Annotated in this window: 17 protein-coding genes; 12 read left to right on the top strand and 5 right to left on the bottom strand. The window is 58.9% G+C overall.

The genetic code is table 11. The features are described from left to right. Positions 1-161 precede the first annotated feature (161 nt). The 4 genes from aspA (at position 162) to JFU37_RS12745 (ending at position 5,158) form a co-directional block, all read left to right on the top strand. Complete coding sequence (gene aspA / locus JFU37_RS12760) at positions 162-1,586, top strand: aspartate ammonia-lyase (protein WP_201115628.1); 1,425 nt, start codon at positions 162-164, stop codon at positions 1,584-1,586. Between the two features lie 420 nt (positions 1,587-2,006). Then, positions 2,007-3,458, top strand: coding sequence for an alanine/glycine:cation symporter family protein (locus tag JFU37_RS12755; protein WP_201115627.1), 1,452 nt, complete (start codon positions 2,007-2,009; stop codon positions 3,456-3,458). Positions 3,459-3,617: 159 nt separating this feature from the next. Beyond that, positions 3,618-4,622: an asparaginase gene (locus JFU37_RS12750; protein WP_201115626.1), complete on the top strand. Its 1,005-nt coding sequence runs from the start codon at positions 3,618-3,620 to the stop codon at positions 4,620-4,622. Between the two features lie 221 nt (positions 4,623-4,843). Further along, positions 4,844-5,158 (top strand): hypothetical protein, encoded by a 315-nt coding sequence (locus JFU37_RS12745; protein WP_201115625.1) that lies wholly within the window; start codon positions 4,844-4,846, stop codon positions 5,156-5,158. A gap of 62 nt (positions 5,159-5,220) precedes the next feature. Here the strand turns inward: JFU37_RS12745 and JFU37_RS12740 are convergent, their stop codons facing one another. Beyond that, the gene (locus JFU37_RS12740; protein ID WP_201115624.1) at positions 5,221-8,091 is read right to left on the bottom strand and encodes an EAL domain-containing protein; all 2,871 of its coding nucleotides are present in this window, start codon (positions 8,089-8,091) and stop codon (positions 5,221-5,223) included. A gap of 258 nt (positions 8,092-8,349) precedes the next feature. On the opposite strand from JFU37_RS12740, the gene uvrD reads away from it, so the two are divergent. From uvrD to JFU37_RS12720, 4 genes are all read left to right on the top strand, one after another. Beyond that, positions 8,350-10,533: a DNA helicase II gene (gene uvrD, locus JFU37_RS12735; RefSeq protein WP_201115623.1), complete on the top strand. Its 2,184-nt coding sequence runs from the start codon at positions 8,350-8,352 to the stop codon at positions 10,531-10,533. A gap of 166 nt (positions 10,534-10,699) precedes the next feature. Beyond that, on the top strand, positions 10,700-11,140 hold the full coding sequence (locus JFU37_RS12730) for an EamA family transporter (RefSeq protein WP_201115622.1): 441 nt from the start codon (positions 10,700-10,702) through the stop codon (positions 11,138-11,140). 179 nt (positions 11,141-11,319) lie between these two features. Continuing rightward, positions 11,320-12,195, top strand: coding sequence for a Tim44 domain-containing protein (locus JFU37_RS12725; RefSeq protein WP_201115621.1), 876 nt, complete (start codon positions 11,320-11,322; stop codon positions 12,193-12,195). A 135-nt stretch (positions 12,196-12,330) separates the two neighbouring features. Then, entirely contained in the window at positions 12,331-12,738 is a 408-nt protein-coding gene (locus JFU37_RS12720) for an SMI1/KNR4 family protein (protein ID WP_007943369.1), read from the top strand. Positions 12,739-12,891: 153 nt separating this feature from the next. On the opposite strand, the gene JFU37_RS12715 is transcribed toward JFU37_RS12720, so the two are convergent. Then, a complete protein-coding gene (locus JFU37_RS12715) occupies positions 12,892-14,655 on the bottom strand; it encodes a cation:proton antiporter (RefSeq protein WP_201115620.1) in 1,764 nt (587 codons plus the stop codon). Between the two features lie 202 nt (positions 14,656-14,857). Between JFU37_RS12715 and JFU37_RS12710 the strand changes: the two genes are divergently transcribed. Further along, the gene (locus JFU37_RS12710) at positions 14,858-15,340 is read left to right on the top strand and encodes an acyl-CoA thioesterase (protein ID WP_201115619.1); all 483 of its coding nucleotides are present in this window, start codon (positions 14,858-14,860) and stop codon (positions 15,338-15,340) included. 91 nt (positions 15,341-15,431) lie between these two features. Here JFU37_RS12710 and pdxY read toward each other — a convergent pair whose 3' ends face one another. Next, positions 15,432-16,304 (bottom strand): pyridoxal kinase PdxY, encoded by an 873-nt coding sequence (pdxY, locus tag JFU37_RS12705; RefSeq protein ID WP_201115618.1) that lies wholly within the window; start codon positions 16,302-16,304, stop codon positions 15,432-15,434. A 120-nt stretch (positions 16,305-16,424) separates the two neighbouring features. Between pdxY and JFU37_RS12700 the strand changes: the two genes are divergently transcribed. Continuing rightward, positions 16,425-16,838, top strand: coding sequence for a DUF3301 domain-containing protein (locus JFU37_RS12700; RefSeq protein WP_201115617.1), 414 nt, complete (start codon positions 16,425-16,427; stop codon positions 16,836-16,838). A gap of 53 nt (positions 16,839-16,891) precedes the next feature. Here the strand turns inward: JFU37_RS12700 and JFU37_RS12695 are convergent, their stop codons facing one another. Beyond that, the gene (locus JFU37_RS12695; protein ID WP_201115616.1) at positions 16,892-17,857 is read right to left on the bottom strand and encodes a CobW family GTP-binding protein; all 966 of its coding nucleotides are present in this window, start codon (positions 17,855-17,857) and stop codon (positions 16,892-16,894) included. A 27-nt stretch (positions 17,858-17,884) separates the two neighbouring features. Here JFU37_RS12695 and JFU37_RS12690 point away from each other — a divergent pair, with 27 nt between their 5' ends. Next, complete coding sequence (locus JFU37_RS12690) at positions 17,885-18,241, top strand: NADH:ubiquinone oxidoreductase (protein WP_201115615.1); 357 nt, start codon at positions 17,885-17,887, stop codon at positions 18,239-18,241. Between the two features lie 18 nt (positions 18,242-18,259). On the opposite strand, the gene zigA is transcribed toward JFU37_RS12690, so the two are convergent. Next, positions 18,260-19,468, bottom strand: a complete 1,209-nt coding sequence (zigA, locus tag JFU37_RS12685) for a zinc metallochaperone GTPase ZigA (RefSeq protein WP_201115614.1) — start codon at positions 19,466-19,468, stop codon at positions 18,260-18,262. A gap of 144 nt (positions 19,469-19,612) precedes the next feature. On the opposite strand from zigA, the gene JFU37_RS12680 reads away from it, so the two are divergent. Beyond that, complete coding sequence (locus JFU37_RS12680; RefSeq protein WP_201115613.1) at positions 19,613-19,990, top strand: glutamine synthetase; 378 nt, start codon at positions 19,613-19,615, stop codon at positions 19,988-19,990. Positions 19,991-20,088: the final 98 nt, after the last annotated feature.

Here is a 20,088-nt window from a genome sequence, read left to right as displayed (position 1 = left end):
ACCAATTTAGGTCACACGCTCGCCGCACACGCGGCGTCACATGGTCATTATGCCGAATATGCATAGGCCAGTGTTTAACAGCATTGGCCGAAAAATCTCTACAAGCCTAGCATTTGCAGTGTTCCGGCACAGACCGGGTCCATATCGAGATGATTTCTATCATGTCCTCCGCTGCATCTTTCCGCACAGAAAAAGACCTGCTTGGCGTACTCGAAGTACCGGCTCAAGCGTATTACGGCATCCAGACCCTGCGAGCGGTGAACAACTTCCGTCTCTCCGGCGTTCCGATTTCGCATTACCCGAAGCTGGTTGTCGGCCTGGCGATGGTCAAGCAAGCCGCCGCTGACGCCAACCGCGAACTGGGTCACCTGAGCGAAGCCAAGCACGCTGCCATCAGCGAAGCCTGTGCACGATTGATCCGCGGCGACTTCCACGAAGAGTTCGTGGTGGACATGATTCAAGGCGGCGCTGGCACTTCGACCAACATGAATGCCAACGAAGTCATCGCCAACATCGCGCTGGAGGCCATGGGTCACCAGAAGGGCGAATACCAATACCTGCACCCGAACAACGACGTGAACATGGCGCAGTCGACCAACGACGCCTACCCGACCGCAATCCGTCTGGGTTTGTTGCTGGGTCACGACGCACTGCTGGCCAGCCTCGACAGCCTGATCCAGTCGTTCGCCGCCAAAGGCGTTGAGTTCAGCCACGTCCTGAAGATGGGCCGTACCCAACTGCAAGACGCCGTGCCGATGACCCTCGGCCAGGAATTCCGTGCTTTCGCCACCACCTTGGGCGAAGACTTGGCGCGCCTGAAAACACTGGCACCCGAGCTGCTGACCGAAGTGAACCTGGGCGGCACCGCGATCGGTACCGGCATCAACGCTGACCCGCGTTACCAGCACCTGGCTGTTCAGCGCCTGGCACTGATCAGCGGCCAGCCGCTGGTTCCAGCCGCCGACCTGATCGAAGCCACATCCGACATGGGTGCGTTCGTACTGTTCTCCGGCATGCTCAAGCGCACCGCGGTCAAGCTGTCGAAGATCTGCAACGACCTGCGCCTGCTGTCCAGCGGCCCACGCACCGGCATCAACGAAATCAACCTGCCAGCGCGTCAGCCAGGCAGCTCGATCATGCCAGGCAAGGTCAACCCGGTTATCCCGGAAGCCGTAAACCAGGTAGCGTTCCAGATCATCGGTAACGACTTGGCACTGACCATCGCGGCCGAAGGCGGCCAGCTGCAACTGAACGTGATGGAGCCGTTAATCGCGTTCAAGATCTTCGACTCGATCCGCCTGCTGCAACGCGCCATGGACATGCTGCGCGAGCACTGCATCGTCGGCATCACCGCCAACGAAGAGCGTTGCCGCGAACTGGTCGAACACTCGATCGGTCTGGTCACCGCACTGAACCCGTACATCGGCTATGAAAACGCCACCCGTATCGCCCGTATCGCCCTCGAAAGCGGCCGCGGCGTGCTGGAACTGGTGCGCGAAGAAGGCTTGCTCGACGACGAAATGCTCGCCGACATCCTGCGCCCGGAAAACATGATTGCTCCACGTCTGGTTCCGCTTAAAGCCTGATCCGACGCGTTACTTGTAGCACCGCTCACCAGGTCGAGGGACTAGACACCTCTCACCTTTTGAGGGCTTGGGGATTTATTCCCCAGGCCCTTTTTTTTGAGATCAAAAGATCGCAGCCTTCGGCAGCTCCTACATGGGATTACCTGCCGGAGGCTGCGATCTTTTGATCTTCGTTCTACCGCACGCACCACAACCGTGCAGACGGACGGCACGCTCATCGGTATAGTGCCGCCCCTCTTCGCGTGAGCGGTCGTCGGTAACGAGGCCCAAACCCATGCGAAACCCGAACTAATAACAAACCCGCGATTTGGGACCGGGACGAATATTCGCCTCGCCAGTTTTGCCGTGCGCAAACCGGTGTAACGCGATGTTTCGATCCGCCCAGCATTTGCCTACACAAAAAACAGCGAGGAATACTCCATGCTCGAAGTCATTAACGACTTCCTCTCCGGGAAAGTACTGATCGTGCTCATTGTCGGGCTCGGTAGCTACTTCACGATCCGCTCGCGTTTCGTACAACTGCGCCACTTCTTCCACATGTTCGCGGTGTTCCGCGACAGCCTCAAAAGCAGCGCCGGCCAACTCAGTTCGTTTCAAGCCCTGATGCTCAGCCTCGCCGGCCGCGTCGGTGCGGGCAACATCGCCGGTGTCGGCATCGCCGTCACTCTCGGCGGGCCAGGTGCAGTGTTCTGGATGTGGGTGACCGCACTGGTCGGCATGTCCAGCAGCTTCTTCGAATGCTCCCTCGGCCAGCTCTACAAGCGCTGCGATTCCGAAGGCCAGTTCCGTGGCGGCCCGTCCTATTACATCCAGCACGGCCTGCAAAAACGCTGGCTGGGCATGATCATGGCGTTCCTGTTGTTGGTGACCTTCGGGTTTGCCTTCAACGGCCTGCAATCACACGCCGTCACTCACTCGCTGAATAACGCTTTCGGCCTAGACACCACCTGGACCGGCCTGGCCCTGGCGGTGTTGCTGGGTCTGGTGTTCATCGGCGGCATCAAGCGCATCGCCAAGGTCGCAGACTTGCTGGTGCCGGTGAAAACCCTGGTCTACATCGGCGTGACTGTCTACGTGATCGTGCTGCAATTCGACCACGTACCCGCGATGCTGATGACCATCGTCAAAAGCGCCTTCGGTCTCGATCAAGCCTTTGGCGGCCTGATCGGCAGCGCCATCGTCATGGGCGTGAAGCGTGGCGTGTTCGCCAACGAAGCGGGCCTTGGCAGTGCGCCTAACGTGGCAGCAGTCGCGTCGGTCGAGCACCCGGTGGCACAAGGTGTGGTCCAGGCGTTCAGCGTGTTCCTCGACACCTTCGTGATTTGTACCTGCACCGCGCTGCTGATCCTGCTCTCGGGCTTCTACACCCCGGGCTTCGAAGGCGACGGCATTGCGCTGACCCAGAACTCTCTGGCCGCCGTGGTCGGTGACTGGGGCCGGATGTTCATCTCCGTGGCGCTGGCGCTGTTCGTGTTCACCTCGATTCTCTACAACTACTACCTGGGCGAGAGCAACCTGCGCTTCCTGATCGGTGACAACCGCAAGGCGCTGATCGGCTACCGCGCGCTGGTGTTGGTGTTGATCTTCTGGGGTGCCATCGAGAACTTGGGTACGGTGTTCGCCTTCGCTGACATCACCATGACGCTGCTCGCGTTCGTGAACCTGATTGCGCTGTTCCTGCTGTTCAAGGTTGGCATGCGCATCCTGCGTGACTACGACGACCAGCGCGCGGCCGGAATCAAGACACCTGTGTTCGATTCGAGCAAATTCCCGGACCTGGATCTGGATTTGAAAGCGTGGCCAGCCAATCCGCCAGCAGCCGCTCCAAAGGCTGAAGTTGAGCCGCAAGGCGTACCCGCAGCGCAACGCTGATCGGTAAAAACCGGGCGCATCCCCTGCGCCCGACGTGACACAGCGTACGACCGGCGTCATGCTCGGTTGTACGTTGTTTCGGTATCAAGCCTGCAATACCGCGTCGCTCCTTTCGCGAGCAGGCTCGCTCCCACAAGTCATCGTTCTCGGAGAACCTCCATGAATTCCTCGACCTACCCTGCCGCCCAGCACGTCATGGTGCTCTACACCGGTGGCACCATCGGCATGCAAGCCAGCGCCCATGGCCTGGCCCCGGCATCCGGATTCGAAGCGCGGATGCGCGAATACCTGCACAGCCAACCCGAATTGGTGGTGCCGCAGTGGCGCTTTCGCGAGATGTCGCCACTGATCGACAGCGCCAACATGACCCCGGCTTACTGGCAGCAATTGCGTGAAGCGGTGGTCGATGCAGTGGATGTTCAAGGCTGCGACAGCGTGCTGATCCTGCACGGCACCGACACCCTCGCCTACAGTGCCGCGGCCATGAGTTTTCAATTGCTCGGCCTGCATGCCCGCGTGTGCTTCACCGGTTCGATGCTGCCGGCGGGCGTAACCGACAGCGATGCCTGGGAAAACCTCGGCGGCGCATTGGCCGCTCTCGGCCACGGCCTGGCACCGGGGGTTCATTTGTACTTCCACGGCGAACTGCTCGACCCGACCCGTTGCGCGAAAATCCGCAGTTTTGGTCGCCATCCCTTTGCCCGGCTGCAGCGTCAGGGCGGTGGCGTGAAGGCGACTTCGCTGCCGGCAGAACTGAATTACAACCAGAGCAAACAACTGGCGAAAGTCGCTGTGCTGCCGTTGTTTCCCGGCATTGGCGCCGAGCAGCTCGATGCGTTGTTTAACAGCGGCATTCAAGGGCTGGTGCTGGAGTGCTACGGCAGCGGCACCGGGCCGAGCGACAATCCGGAGTTTATTGCCAGCCTGGAACGGGCGCGGGACAACGGTGTGGTGGTGGTTGCTGTTACGCAGTGTCATGAAGGTGGTGTCGAGTTGGATGTGTATGAGGCCGGTAGCCGTTTACGGGGCGTTGGCGTGTTATCCGGCGGCGGCATGACCCGTGAAGCGGCATTCGGCAAGTTGCATGGGTTGCTGGGGACGGGGCTTGAAGCGGCTGAAGTTCGGCGGCTTGTTGAGCTGGATCTGTGCGGCGAGCTTTCTTAAACCCACTCCGACACGTAGCGCGCTCAAGTTTCTCCGCGGTTATTGGAGAACTTGAGTTGCGCCTCCTTCGCCAGAAATTTTACCCATACTTGCCAATGCAACAAGAACACCCAACATACAACCTTACAAATGCAGATTATTTATAACTCCCGCAAACAACCTTAGTTAGTTATATTGCTCGGGCAGGAAGCAATCAAACTTAATTAAAGGAGTTATACACGATGAGCATTAAAACTAAAGACTGGACCGCACAGATTGACCGCATGCCGGGCGCAGCGTCGTTTCGCACCTTTGGCACCGTAACCGTGGCGCATACAGGCATTACCCCTAAACTGGTGATGACTGCGATGCAGGATAAATCCTTTGATCTGCGACTGGAGTTGCTTCTCGAAAACTCCAACGAAGTTTCGTTGCAAGTTGAAACAGACAAAGTTGTCGAATATAAAGCACTGGGCAATTCCAATGTTTCAGGCGTGAGCATCTTCTATAAAGGTGAACAAATTCACCACATCGATGATGTTCTGATTACAAACTAAGCGCCTACAAACGCCTTCCCCTCACTGTACGTGGCGGGAAGGCGTTATTGTGCGACGTACTTTCAGGGGACGGATTGCGCTCGCAAAAGGTCCGCCAACCCACCCGCTTCTATCGGGCGGCTGATCAAATAGCCCTGCACCTCATCGCAGCGTTCGGCTTTCAAAAACTCAAGCTGCTCCGGCCGCTCCACACCCTCAGCCACCACTTTGAGCGACAGCCCATGCGCCATGGCAATGATCGCCCGGGTGATCGCTGCATCCTCGCTGCTCTCCCCCAGACCGCGGATAAATGCCTGATCGATCTTCACGTAATCCACCGGGATGCGCTTGAGGTAGCTCAGGGATGAATAGCCGGTGCCGAAATCATCGATCGCCAGTTTCACGCCCAGATCGCGCAACTGCTGGAAGGTTGCAATGATGTGCTCGACGCTGTCCAGCAACTGGCTTTCAGTGAGTTCCAGTTCCAGGTAGTGCGGAGCAAGACCTGTTTCCTCCAGCACCTGGCGCACCAGACTGACCAGTTTGCCTTGACGCAATTGATGCACCGACAGATTGACCGACATCCGGATCGGCTCAAGCCCCTGACGCTGCCACTCGCAGGCTTGCCAGCAGGCCTGGCGCAAGACGAACTCGCCGATCGGGCCGATCAGCCCGGTTTCCTCGGCCAGGCCGATGAAATCCCCCGGCGGCACGCGACCCATGGTCGGATGATCCCAACGCACCAGCGCTTCTGCGGCGTTCAATTTGCCCGAGGCGAGGCACAGTTTCGGCTGGTAGAACACCTTCAGCTGCTTCTCTTCGATGGCTTTTCGCAGTTGATTTTCCAGCTGCAACCGCTCAAGTGTGCTGGCTTGCAGGCTGTCGGTGTAGAACTGGAAATTATTGCCACCCAAGTGTTTGGCATGCTGCATAGCCATGTTCGACTGGCTGACCAACGCGGAAATTTCCCTGGCGTTGTCCGGCAACATGCTGATGCCCATGGAGGCGCTGACCACCAGCTCATGGCCATCGATAGTCACCGGCACACGCAACTTGGTCGACAAGCGTGTCGCCACCCGTGCCAGGCTCGAGAGGTTGCCGTAGGCGTTGAACAGCACGGCGAACTCATCTCCGGACAACCGTGCGATGGTGTCCGCCTCAGGCAACGCGTTGACCAGCCTTCGAGCCATCTTCTGTAAGAGCTGGTCGGCGATTTCATGGCCCAGGCTATCGTTGAGCAGCTTGAAACGATCCAGATTGATGTGCAGCAGCGCAAGATTGCGGTGGCTGCCCTGGCGCACCCGTTGATGAGCTTCGCTTAATCGTTCGCGAAACAACGAACGATTGGCCAGGCCCGTGAGTTCGTCGTAGTGGGTCAGATAGCGCATGCGCTCTTCGGATTCGCGCCGAGCCGACAGATCGGCGAAAAAGCCGACGATATGGCTTACATTTCCCCGAGCATCGCGCACCGCATTCAGCTGCAGCCATTGCGGATACAACTCGCCATTCTTGCGGGTTTCCACCAGCTCACCCTGCCAGCTGCCATGCTGCTCCAAGGCCTGATGAATGGCCCCGTAGTGCCGACGAGCGTCGCGACTGCACGGCAGCTCAACAACATTGCGTCCAAGCATGTCATCAATGTGATACCCGGTGACTCGGCTGAATGCCTGATTGATGGCGATCAGTGCGTAATTCGGGTCGAAAATCACGATACCTTCACTGGCCGCTTCGAACACCGTCGCCGCCAGTTGCCGCTGCTCTTCCAGGCCTTTCCTGACGCTGATGTCGCGACGGGTGCCGACCATACGGATCACTCGGCCGGACTCGCTACGCTCGACGGCTCGACCCCGGTCCTCGATCCAGACCCAGTGACCGTCGCTATGGCGCACGCGGTATTCGATTTGGTAATCCTCGCTGCGGCCCTTCAAATGCTCGACCAACGCGCGTTTAAGTGACGGCAGATCATCGGGGTGCAGGCGCGGTTTGAGATGGCGCAGCATTGCCGTCACATGGTCCGGCTCCAGGCCGAACAGCTCTTGAAGCTGAGTGTGATGGACTTCGTCGGTTTGCAGGTTCCAGTCCCACAGCCCCAGCTCACTGGCCTTCAACGCCAACGCCAGACGCGCTTCACTTTTGCTCAGGGCCTGGTTGGCAACGTCCAGTTCCAGGCTGCGCTGAGCGACGCGGCTTTCCAGCCCGGTCTGAATTTCCCGCAGTTCGTCTTCGGCACGACGGCGCTGATCGACTTCCATGGCCAACGCATTATTGAGCTGGGCGCTGCGGCTTTGAGCCTCCTGCAAATGCTCGATCAATGCCTGATTCTGGAAGCGCCGCAACAGCCCGCGATCGATCAATCGATTGACCTGCCAGGCGACCACGCTCAACGCGCCAAGCAAAATCAGCCCGAACCAGCCCCAACCCTGGCCCTGCTCATCACCGCCCCAGAACAGATAGCCGATAGCCGGCAACAGACAGGGCAAGGTAAAGGACAGGAATGCCGGCAGGCTGACCGCATAAGCAACACTGGCCGACAGCGCGGCCGCGCCGATCAGACCGAACACCCAGGCTTGCTGGATGAAATCGTCGGCAGGGACCAGCGCGATGCCAGCGCCGGCCAGGGTCAGGCCCGTCATGGCCGAGCCCAGTAAAAACATGCGACGCCAGATCGGATGTGCCTGGCGATTGGGAATCGCCGAATCGAAGGCCGCGACCTGAATCACCCGCAACGCCACCAGCGACAACAACCACACCAGCCAGACACTGACCAGGAAGTAGCGCTGCGGACTCCAGAGCAAACCGGCACAGACCAGGCCATTAATCAACATGAAGAGCGTGGGCAGCAGCGAACCCTGGTAAAGCAGGCGCGTGCGCTCAACCGCCATTTCCATGGCGTACTGTTTGCGGATAACCCGGGGCTCCACAATGGGGCCCGACAGGTCAAAGCTGAGGGTCATAGGCAGTATTCTTGTTCTTATAATGATGAGCATGAGCCCGAAACGTCGACGGAGCATACACAAGCAAGTGCCCGTACCAAACTGCTGCAGATCATAAAGTAGACGAAAATATCGACAGCGCCCGTCGGCTTAAAAGCGACCAGGCGAGCCCCGCCAATGCTTCCAGCGGATGACTGACCGGTCGTCCTCCCTGTAACTTTCATCGGCTAAATCAATGCGGAGTTTGCCGGGTGTGGCGCAGCCCCCTAGAATGCCCCGATGCGCGATGATCTCTCCCTTCTGCTGAACTCCCTCAACGATGCCCAACGCCAGGCCGTAGCCGCCTCCGTGGGTCGTCAGTTGGTCCTGGCCGGTGCTGGTTCCGGTAAAACCCGAGTGCTGGTGCACCGTATCGCCTGGTTGATCCAGGTCGAAAACGCCTCCCCTCACTCAATCCTGTCGGTGACGTTCACCAATAAGGCCGCTGCCGAGATGCGCCATCGCATCGAGCAGCTGATGGGTATCAACCCGGCCGGCATGTGGGTCGGTACCTTCCACGGCCTGGCGCACCGCTTGCTGCGGGCGCACTGGCAGGAAGCCGGCCTGAGCCAGACGTTCCAGATTCTCGACAGCGACGACCAGCAACGACTGGTCAAGCGGGTAATCCGCGAGCTGGGCCTGGACGAGCAACGCTGGCCGGCCCGTCAGGCTCAGTGGTTCATCAACGGACAGAAGGACGAAGGCCTGCGTCCGAAACATATCCAGGCCAGCGGCGATTTGTTCCTGGCCACCATGCGCAACATCTATGAGGCCTATGAGGCCGCGTGCCTGCGCGCCGGCGTCATCGACTTCTCCGAGCTGCTGCTGCGCGCCCTCGACCTGTGGCGCGATCACCCGGGATTGTTGGCGCATTACCAGAAGCGCTTCCGGCACATTTTGGTGGACGAGTTCCAGGACACCAACGCCGTGCAGTACGCCTGGTTGCGTCTGTTGGCCAAGGGTGGCGACAGCCTGATGGTGGTGGGCGACGATGATCAGTCGATCTACGGCTGGCGCGGCGCGAAAATCGAGAACATTTATCAGTACTCCGACGATTTTCCGGACGCCGAAACCATTCGACTGGAGCAGAACTACCGCTCCACCGCCGGGATCCTCAAAGCGGCCAACGCCCTGATTGCCAACAACACCGGGCGCATGGGCAAAGAGCTGTGGACCGACGGCGGCGAAGGCGAAGCGATCAACCTGTACGCCGCATTCAACGAGCACGATGAAGCTCGTTATGTTGTCGAAACCATCGAAAGCGCGCTCAAAACCGGCCTGGCTCGCAGCGATATCGCGATTCTCTACCGCTCCAACGCCCAATCACGCGTTTTGGAAGAAGCCTTGCTGCGCGAGCGGATTCCTTACCGTATCTATGGCGGCCAGCGCTTCTTCGAACGCGCGGAAATCAAGAACGCCATGGCTTACCTGCGCTTGCTGGAAGGCCGAGGTAACGATGCAGCGCTGGAGCGGGTGATCAACGTGCCGGCCCGTGGCATTGGCGAGAAAACCGTTGAAGCGATTCGCGACCATGCGCGCCACAGCGATGTATCGATGTGGGAAGCCATGCGCCTGTTGGTCGCCAATAAAGGCCTGACCGGACGCGCCGCCGGGGCGCTCGGGGCGTTTATCGAGCTAATCGAAAACCTCGCCGCCAAGTGCATGGAAATGCCGCTGCATCTGATGACCCAGACCGTCATAGAACAGTCGGGGCTGATCGCCTACCACGAAGCGGAAAAAGGCGAAAAAGGCCAGGCCCGCGTAGAAAACCTTGAGGAGCTGGTCAGCGCCGCGCGTAACTTCGAAAACGCTGAGGAAGACGAAGATTTGACGCCATTGGCGGCGTTCCTCGGTCATGCTTCGCTGGAAGCTGGGGATACCCAGGCTGACGAGCACGAAGACAGCATTCAGTTGATGACCCTGCACAGCGCCAAAGGGCTGGAATTCCCTTACGTGTTCCTGGTGGGCATGGAAGAAGGCCTGTTCCCGCACAAGATGAGCCTCGAAGAACCGGGCCGGCTTGAGGAAGAGCGTCGCCTCGCCTATGTCGGCATCACCCGGGCGATGCAGAATCTGGTGATGACCTATGCTGAGACCCGACGCCTGTACGGCAGTGAGACCTACAACAAGGTGTCGCGTTTCGTACGTGAGGTGCCGAAGGGTCTGATCCAGGAAGTGCGGCTGTCCAACAGCGTCAGCCGTCCGTTTGGTGGCGGTCAGCAACAGAGTTCCAGCAGCCTGTTCGGCGGCAGCGAAATTCCGGACACCGGTTTCAGTCTCGGCCAGACGGTGCGGCATTCGGTGTTCGGCGATGGCGTGATCCTGAACTTCGAAGGTGCGGGGGCTCAGGCCCGGGTCCAGGTCAACTTCAGCGAAGGCAGCAAATGGTTGATGCTCGGCTACGCGAAGCTGGAAGCGATCTGAAGTTCGCCAGCGGGCCTATGTGGGAGCGGGCTTGCTCGCGAAGGTAGCAACGCGGTTCATCAGAAACACCGCGTTATCGTTCTTCGCGAGCAAGCCCGCTCCCACAGGGTTTTGTGTTGCGGCCACACTGTGTGCTGACGCAGGTCGATCTAATAAAGGACTACACATGAGCTCAGGCTTCTTTTCTTCCTGGACATTCTGGGCCCTGTTGTCGGCGGCGTTTGCGGCCCTGACCGCTATCTTTGCCAAAATCGGCATCGAAAACGTCAATTCCGATTTCGCCACTCTGCTGCGCACCGTTGTGGTTTTGATCAGCCTGGCCTTGATTTTGTACGCGACGGGCCAATATCAGTCATTAGGATCTATCTCCGCCAAGAGCTACTTGTTTCTGCTGCTGTCTGGACTGGGCACCGGTGCCTCGTGGATTTGCTATTTCCGTGCGCTGAAACTCGGCCCGGCTTCCCTTGTCGCCCCGGTCGACAAGCTCAGCGTGGTGTTTGTGGCGGTACTGGGCGTGATCCTGCTGGACGAGAAGCTCGACCTGCGCCAATGGGGCGGAATCGGTCTGATTACGGCCGGGGTCGTGATGCTGGCGTTGCGACGCTAGGTAACCGTCCGACACAACCTATCTACTCATCCTACAGACCAACGTTAACAGGCCTTATTGCGCTGACTGAAGCTGAACACAACCTGTCAGGCAAAAGCCCGAAACACTCTGCCGCTAGCCAGTAACACTTCAGCTGTGCAACATGGCGCGCGTGCCATCCACAAATGGGAATTCCCTTTATGAAACGTTTTCTTAGCATCGCCATGGCGTTGTGCATCGGCCTGACGATGAGCCTCGACGCCAACGCCAAGCGCTTTGGTGGCGGCAAAAGTGTCGGCGCCGCGCCGACCCACCAGACCAGCCAAATGGCTCCTTCTTCTTCAGGCATGGGCGGCGCTGCGGCGACCGCTGGTGCTGCCGGTGCCGCTGGCGCTGCTGCCAAGGCCGGCGGCGCCTCACGCTGGCTCGGCCCTCTGGCCGGTATCGCTGCCGGTGGCCTGCTGGCCTCCATGTTCATGGGCGGCGGCTTCCAGGGCATGCAGATTTTCGACATCCTGATCATGGCGGTCATCGCCTTCCTGATCTTCCGCTTCATCGCTGCGCGTCGTCGCAAACAACAGGAGCACATGGCGCCGGCTGGCCACGCGCCGATGCAACGTGAAGCGTTCGAGCAGAAGCCTGCTGGCGGTTCGATCTTTGGCGGTTCGGCAGCACCTGTTGCCGCTCGTCCGGTGATCAATGCTCCGGCCTGGTTCAATGAGAAGAACTTCATCGAAGCGGCCCGCAACCATTTCCAGTCCCTGCAACAACACTGGGACGCCAACGAAATGGACAAAATCGCGGAGTTCGTGACCCCGCAGATGCTGGAGTTCCTCAAGCGCGAACGTGCCGACCTGGGCGACGGTTTCCAGTCCACTTACATTGATAACCTCAATGTTCAACTGGACGGTGTGGATGATCGCGCCGACAAGACCATCGCCACCCTGACCTTCAGCGGCGTGTCGAAGACCTCGCGTTTCGACCAGGGCGAAGTGTTCAGCGAAAGCTGGAACATGGAACGTCCACAGGGCGAAAACCAGCCTTGGCTGGTCGCCGGTATTCGCCAGAACGGCTGATCCTGCCTGCGTTAGCATGCTGTAATGAAAACCCCGGCCCCGGCCGGGGTTTTCTATTTCGCGGTTGCATCTATAGCGAGCTACTGTATAAACCGCCCCAACTAAACCGCGCCATCAAGCAAGAGGATCCCGGACGTGGAAGAAATCATCGAACAACTGCGTGAAGCCAACGAACCGGTACCGGTCCCCTTGGAGTTGCCCGACGAAGATCAGATCGTGGAAATCGAAGAACAGCTGTTCATCGACATTCCGTTTGTCTTCAGGGAGTTTTTGCTGACCGTTAGCGACGTGGTCTACGGCAGCCTGGAGCCGGTGACCGTCACCGACCCGCAATCCCACACCTACCTGCCGGACGTTGCCGCCAACGCCTGGGACGCTGGCGTGGATCGCAGCATGATTCCGATCTGCCAGGACGGTGACGACTACTACCTGGTCGAAGAAGACGGCACCGTGGTGCTGTGGCAGGCCGAAGAAGAGCTGATTGCCGAGGAAACCTGGGAGTCGGTATGGCATTGGGCGCGGGACGTCTGGCTGGAAAGTTGATCGCCTGACTTCGACTTTGTAGCAGCTGGCGCAGCCTGCGTCCGGCTGCGCAGCAGTCGTAAACCCTGACACTCGGTTAACCTGAATAACCTCATCGCTAAATTGCGACTGCTACGCAGCCGAACGCAGGCTGCGCCAGCTGCTACAAAGATCTCAGTGGCCGGACGATTCGTTGTGATTGTCCAGGGTTTCCAGCAGGGCCACCTGCATGCGCGTGTGGACGCGGATGAACCAGCGCCAAAGCAGTGCCGCTACGGCGGCCGCGACCACGGCGATCAGCATCAGCAACTTGTTGGTCGGCAAAATACTCGCCGACAAGGCTGCCAGCAGCAGGAAAATCACCAGCAGCGAGAGGATCGGAATCACCTCGGCGATCACCCGGCGCACTCGCTGCGTGTGGCGGCCGGCCATCTCCGGCTTCACCCCCATCTCCGCCAAGAGCATCGACAGCGCCTTGAGCTTGCGATAGGCGGCGATCAGGAACGGCAGCGAGACCAGCAGCGCCCCACCCCAGATCAACGCTTTCTGCCAGCTCGGGTCGCTGATCCAGCCTTGCAGGTAAGTCGACATGCGCTCGGCGAAGAACGCGCCCGAGAAGAAGATCGCAATCACCAGCGCCAGATTGACCCCCACCTGCAACAGAATCCGCCGAATCATCGACGCCAGCAGCGCGCTCTCGCCCTGAGGCTGAATGCTGCGCAGCCATTCGCCGTACATCCCGAATACGCGCCCCAGACGCTTGGGCATCACACCGGCCAGCTTGATCGACATTGGATCGGCGGCACGGATCAGGTACGGCGTCAGCAGCGTGGTGATGACCGAAACGGCCACGGCCACTGGATAGAGGAAGTTGCTGGTGACCTGTAGGGTCATGCCCAATGCGGCGATGATGAAGGAGAATTCGCCAATCTGTGAAAGCCCCATCCCCACGCGCAGTGAGGTGCGTCCATCATTGCCCGCGATAAACGCACCGAGGCCGCAGGACAACATCTTCCCGAGTACCACGGCCACCGTAATCACCGCGATCGGCCAGGCGTATTGCAACAGGATCATCGGATCGAGCATCAGCCCGATAGCGACGAAGAAGATTGCACTGAACAAGTCGCGAACCGGCTCGATCAGGCGCTCAATTTTCAGCAATTGTCTGGATTCGGCCATGATCGCACCAATCAGGAACGCGCCGAGCACCATGCTGTACTCGAGTTTGACGACCAGCAGGCAGAAGCCGAAACACAGTCCCAGTACGGTGATCAGCAACATTTCATTGCTTTCAAACTTCGCTACGTAGGCCAACAAACGCGGCACCAACAGGATGCCGATGACCAGTGCGACGATCATGAACAGCGAAAGCTTACCGACCGTGGAAAAGATTTCACCAGAACTAACCGTACCGCTGACCGCGATGCTCGACAGCAAGGCGATGATGCCGATACCGAGGATGTCTTCCACGATCAGCACACCAAAGATCAGCTGCGCAAACCGCTCGTTCTTCATCTTCAGGTCATTGAGTGCCTTGACGATGATGGTGGTCGAGGAAATCGCCAGGATCGCGCCGAGGAATAGCGAATCCATGGTGTTCCAGTCAAACCAGCGGCCGATTTCGTAGCCGATCCAGATCATCAGCACGATTTCCAGGAACGCCGCGATAAACGCCGTGGCGCCCACTTTGAACAGCTTACGCAGGCTGAACTCCAGGCCCAGGCAGAACATCAGGAAAATCACCCCGAGTTCGGCCAGGGTCTTGATGGTTTCTTCGTCGTGGATCAGGCCAAAGGGCGGGGTATGCGGGCCGATGATGAAACCGGCGACGATGTAGCCCAGCACAACGGGCTGTTTGAAGCGGTGGAAGAGCACGGTCACCACGCCTGCGACCAACATGATCACTGCCAGGTCTTGAATAAAACTGATGGCATGCATGGTGTGGGGCTCCTTAAGGTGGACTTTTGGAGGTTAACACCGCGACTTCCGGCAGAAAGCCGGTGCAATATATGGAAACAGATCGATCCCGGCGTGACGGCAGCCACCCACCCGGCGTCCCGATAACTGTTGGTTTGAAAAAGCTGACAAGGCACCCGCAGAGGTGCGCCCCTGAAATCCTGCCTTGAACCGTGAGAGCGCTATGGAACCCGGAAACACCCAGCTGTCGATGACAGTACTGATGACCCCCGACATGGCCAACTTTTCTGGCAATGTTCACGGCGGTACCCTGCTCAAGTACCTCGACGAAGTGGCCTATGCCTGCGCCAGCCGTTATGCCGGCCGCTACGTGGTGACACTGTCTGTGGACCAGGTGATTTTCCGTGAGCCGATCCATGTCGGCGAACTGGTGACCTTTCTGGCTTCGGTCAACTACACCGGCAACACTTCGATGGAGGTGGGCATTAAGGTGGTGACTGAAAACATCCGTGAGCGCTCGGTGCGCCACACCAATAGTTGCTTCTTCACCATGGTCGCGGTGGATGACGACCGCAAACCGGCTGTGGTCCCGCCACTGCAACCGCAGAACAGCGAAGACAAACGCCGTTACATGCAGGCCCAGCAGCGTCGGCAGATTCGTCAGGAACTGGAAAAGCGTTATCAGGAGATCAAGGGCGACGCTTAAAGCAAAAGATCGCAGCCTCCGGCAGCTCCTACGTGGGAATGTGTAATCCTGTAGGAGCTGCCGAAGGCTGCGATCTTTTCCACGCGACTCGTTACAAACTGATCGCCGTCGCCTCAAACCGCACCCGCGGATGAGCAATCCGGTCCTGAGCCCGCACCAGTTCCAGCTCGTAGCTGGCGCAAGCCTGGGTTTCCAGCAGCACTTCATGCACCGCCGAAGCGGCGAATTCGAACGCTGCCACCCAGCTATCGCCCAACAAGACGCGAGCCAGAAACAACCCGGAAGTCAGATCGCCAACGCCCACCGGCTGACGCGGAAACGCCAGCAGCGGGCGACGCAAATGCCAGCTGTCTTCGGCCGTGACCAGCAGCATCTCGAAAACTTCCTCCGGCTTGCCGGGATAGTCCAAATGCTTGACCAGCACCGCCTTCGGACCGCGCGCCAGCAGCGCTCGGGCCATGGCCAGGCAGTCGAATAACGATTGCGGCTTACGCCCCGAGAAGCTGTCCAGCTCTAATTGGTTCGGGCACATGAAATCCGCCACGGCCGCCGCCTCTTGCAATAGGAAATCACTGACTTCCCCTGGCACGCTGCAGCCTTTTTCCGGATGGCCCATCACCGGATCGCACAAATACAGCGCCTTGGGATTCATCGACTTGATCCGTGCCACACCCGTCAGGATCGCCCGCCCCTGGGCCGCGCTGCCGAGGTAACCGGATAACACCCCGTCACAATTCCCCAGTTCGCCAATCGCCGCGATACCTTCGACCAACTCGGGAATCTGCTGCGGTGACAGCACTTCACCGGCCCACTGGCCGTACTGGGTATGGTTGGAGAATTGCACGGTATTAAGCGGCCAGACATTCACCCCGACCCGCTGCATTGGGAATACCGCGGCGCTGTTGCCGGCGTGACCGAACACCACGTGGGACTGGATGGCGAGCAGATGGGGCGTACGTTTCATGCGGTGAGTTTTCCGTAAAAACGATTGAAATTCTAGCCGCGCAGTATGCGACTAAACGCAGCCTGTACGACAGACCGGCGACACAGTTAAGCTGACACTATCTTGTTGGAGCGCCCTGTGATGCTGACTCTTGGAAATATCTTCGTGCTGATGCTGCTCGCCACCGGCGGCGCGTGGTTGTGGCACAACCATGGCTTGCGCGAGCGCGCGCTGGAGCGGGTCAAGCAGCATTGCAGCAAGCTCGAGATCGAGCTGCTGGACGGCAACGTGGCGCTGAAAAAAATCGCGTTCATCAAAGACGCCAACGGCCGGCGACGATTGGCCCGCGTCTATAACTTCGAATTCACGGTGACCGGTGAAACCCGCCACACCGGAACCATCACCCAGTTCGGCGCCCACAGCGCGCAGATCGAACTCGCGCCTTACCCGGTGCCATTCGACGACACTCCGGCGGTGACGGATGTGGTGAAGCCTCGCGCCGAGGTGATCGAGTTGAGTCAATGGCGGCAGGAACATACCAAGTGGCGCCCGTGAATCAAAAGATCTTCACATTGTAGGAGCTGCCGAAGGCTGCGATCTTTTGATCTTTAACTCGAAAGGCAGTCCGCCAGACCTCGTTGCAGTGAATCAACCTCCTGCGGCTCACTAAAAATCAGCTCGATCCGTGAATCCCGACGCCATTCACTCGGCTGCCATTCCATGACCGAGTTATCCACTGCATTCGCCGAAACCCAACCGTTGACGCTGTGGATAACCAGCTTTGCCCGCCGCCAGGCAAGGCTTTCCAGCCACCGGCCAACGAGTGCCACGTCGAATGTCTGGTGCGGATGCCAGCGCCAGCCGATGCTCCAACCGCCCTCCTGTTCCTGGCTCAAGCAAATCGGCAACGCTGGGTCAGTCCAGATGGCCGGCATCTGCCCTATTCCCTTGGGGGCGATGAAGTTATCCACACCCGCTTCCGCCCGAGCCCCAAGACCCGGTAATTCGCTCAACGGCAAGACCGCTTGCTGCGTCCAATACACCGCACGAGCAGGCAACTGCGCGGCGATTCGCTGACGATCGTTGACGTCGATACCTTCTGCCTTGTTCAGCAGCAACAAACCAGCGCTACTCAATGCCGCCTGTTGCGACTCGGGCAGCGGTTTACCGGCAGCGAGGGCTTGGGCATCCAGCACCAATACGCAGGGCTGCACCGCTAACACGCCTAACCATGGGGCTTCATTCAATTGCCTGAGCAATTGCGCCGGGTGCCCCAATCCTGAGGGTTCGATGAACAGCCGATCCGGCCGTGCCTTACGCAACAAACGCCCGAGCCCGATCTGAAACGGCGCGCCATTGACGCAACACAAACAACCTCCGGCCACTTCACCCAGTGCGATACCATCGGCGTCCTGGGTCAGAAGCGCAGCGTCGAGACCAATCTGGCCGAACTCATTGATCAGCACCGCCCAGCGCTCACCGATCGGCCGCTGTTTCAGCAAGTTTTTGATCAGGCTGGTCTTGCCGGCACCCAAAGGGCCGGCAATGACGTGGGTGGGAATGTTCTGCAACATGGTCGACGTTTTCTAAGGAGGTAATGGATGCGGTTGATGGGATTGTCGTTGCTCTTGGCGTTGGTTTCGAGTGATGCCCTGGCCCAGGCCTGCGTAGTACATAGCACGGCTGAACGACTCGACGTGAAAGTCTGCCAGCAGAACCGCAACATCCCGGAAAAACTGTTCGCCGACGGCTTCTGCCAACCGAACCTTCCCGGACAGAACGTCGAGGTGCAGTACGTTGACCAATGCCCCGCCGGCGCATTCGGTGTGTGCAGCAACGCCCAAGTCGCCAATATGCCTTACCGGCAGGATATTCACTATTACGGCGTGGCCACCGATGCCGCGTATCTGAAGCCGTTTTGCGAAGCCCAGAGCCAGGGCACCTGGCTCAAGCCTTGAGCCGTTAGCCAAGCGGCATCAGGTTGTCGTCTCTTCAAACCACGGACCGAACGGATCCGGCAGCCGCTGCCAGCCCTCGACTCCCAGCGCCATTTCATCATCTGTCAGCAAGCAATCGTCGAGCTCGCTGGTGAGCTGTGCGAAGTCGATGTCCTGCCCGATGAACACCAGTTCCTGTCGGCAATCGCCAGTGCTGGCGATCCAGTTCTCCATGATCCCCGCGGTACTTTCTTCATCCTGCGGCCACTGGGCTTTCGGCACGAAACGCCACCAGCGCCCAGCGAATCCGTGACGCATCAAACCACCGGCCTGGGACCAGCTTCCGGCCTCCATGTGCTTACTCGCCAGCCAGAAAAAACCTTTGGAGCGCAGGAGTTTGCCATTCACCCACGGGCGATCGATAAAGCTGAAAAAGCGCTGCGGATGGAACGGTCGACGAGCACGATAAGCCGTGGAGGCGATGCCGTACTCTTCGGTTTCCGGCACGTGTTCACCGCGCAACGCCTGTAACCAGCCCGGCGCCTGGGCAGCCTTTTCGAAGTCGAAGCGGCCGGTATTGAGGACCTTGTCGAGCGGGATTTCGCCCATGACCATCGGGATGATTTCGGCCTGAGCATTGAGCCGTTCAAGGATGGCCATCAGCTCCTGACGCTCGCTGCTTCCGATCAAGTCGATCTTGCTGATCAGGATCACGTCCGCGAACTCGATCTGCTCGATCAGCAGATCGGTGATTGAGCGTTCATCTTCCTCGCCCAACGTTTCACCACGGGAAGCGAGGCTTTCGGCAGCTTGGTAGTCAATCAGGAAATTCAGGCCATCGACCACGGTGACCATGGTGTCGAGCCGAGCAATGTCGGTCAGGCTTCGTCCTTCTTCATCGCGGAAAGTGAACGTTTCCGCCACGGGCAGCGGTTCGGAAATGCCGGTGGATTCGATCAGCAGGTAATCGAAACGCCCTTCTTTAGCCAGCTTGCTGACTTCTTCGAGCAGGTCTTCGCGCAAGGTGCAGCAGATGCAGCCGTTGCTCATTTCCACGAGTTTCTCTTCAGCGCGGTTCAGGCTGACATCGCGCTGAACTTCGCTGCCATCAATGTTGATCTCGCTCATGTCGTTGACGATCACCGCAACCCGCAGCCCGTTGCGGTTGCGCAGTACGTAATTAAGCAGCGTGCTTTTTCCAGCACCCAAAAAACCGGACAGGACAGTCACGGGGAGACGATTGGGCATCAGGTATTCCTCACAGCAGATGCCCGGTCACGATGTCGGGCTTTATTTTACGTTACAGTATAACAATGCAAGCACGCCACTCCCCTCTTGCCCATGACCCCAAAGGGCACGATGCTGGAGCCCATTCGAACCGTGAGAAATCCCATGCGTAATGTCCTGAAATTAGCGTTATTGAGCTTTTCGCTGCTGGGCGCTGTCGACGTGTGGGCACAGGTCCCGACCTTGGCTAAATGTACCCGCAGCGCCAATCTGCTGGCTTGCGTGGATGCTGACGGCAACGCCTACAGCGTCAACACCGCCGGAAGCACGATCTATCTGCGAGGCTTCGAAGCGGCCGGAAAACGCTACTGGGCGCAGACCAACAGCCGCTATGGACAACTCACGTTCTTCACCGGGCTCGCTTCCGACGGTGAAGCCTGGGTCGGCTATAACCGGCGGGTCGGCTGGACGACGATTAATCGGTTTTCCAGCTCGGGCGGCAGCAGCGCTCAATTCACCTGCAGCCGAGTTGCCGGGTGCTAGGCACGCGTGTTTTTCTACTGAGTATGTAACGACATGAAAGTCCGTTCATGAAAAAGGCGTAGTCGAATTTGATGTAATAACATAACATTAAAAACCGA

The organism is Pseudomonas sp. TH41 (genome assembly GCF_016650695.1).
Lineage (GTDB): Bacteria > Pseudomonadota > Gammaproteobacteria > Pseudomonadales > Pseudomonadaceae > Aquipseudomonas.
This window is presented reverse-complemented; position numbering and strand designations above follow the sequence as displayed.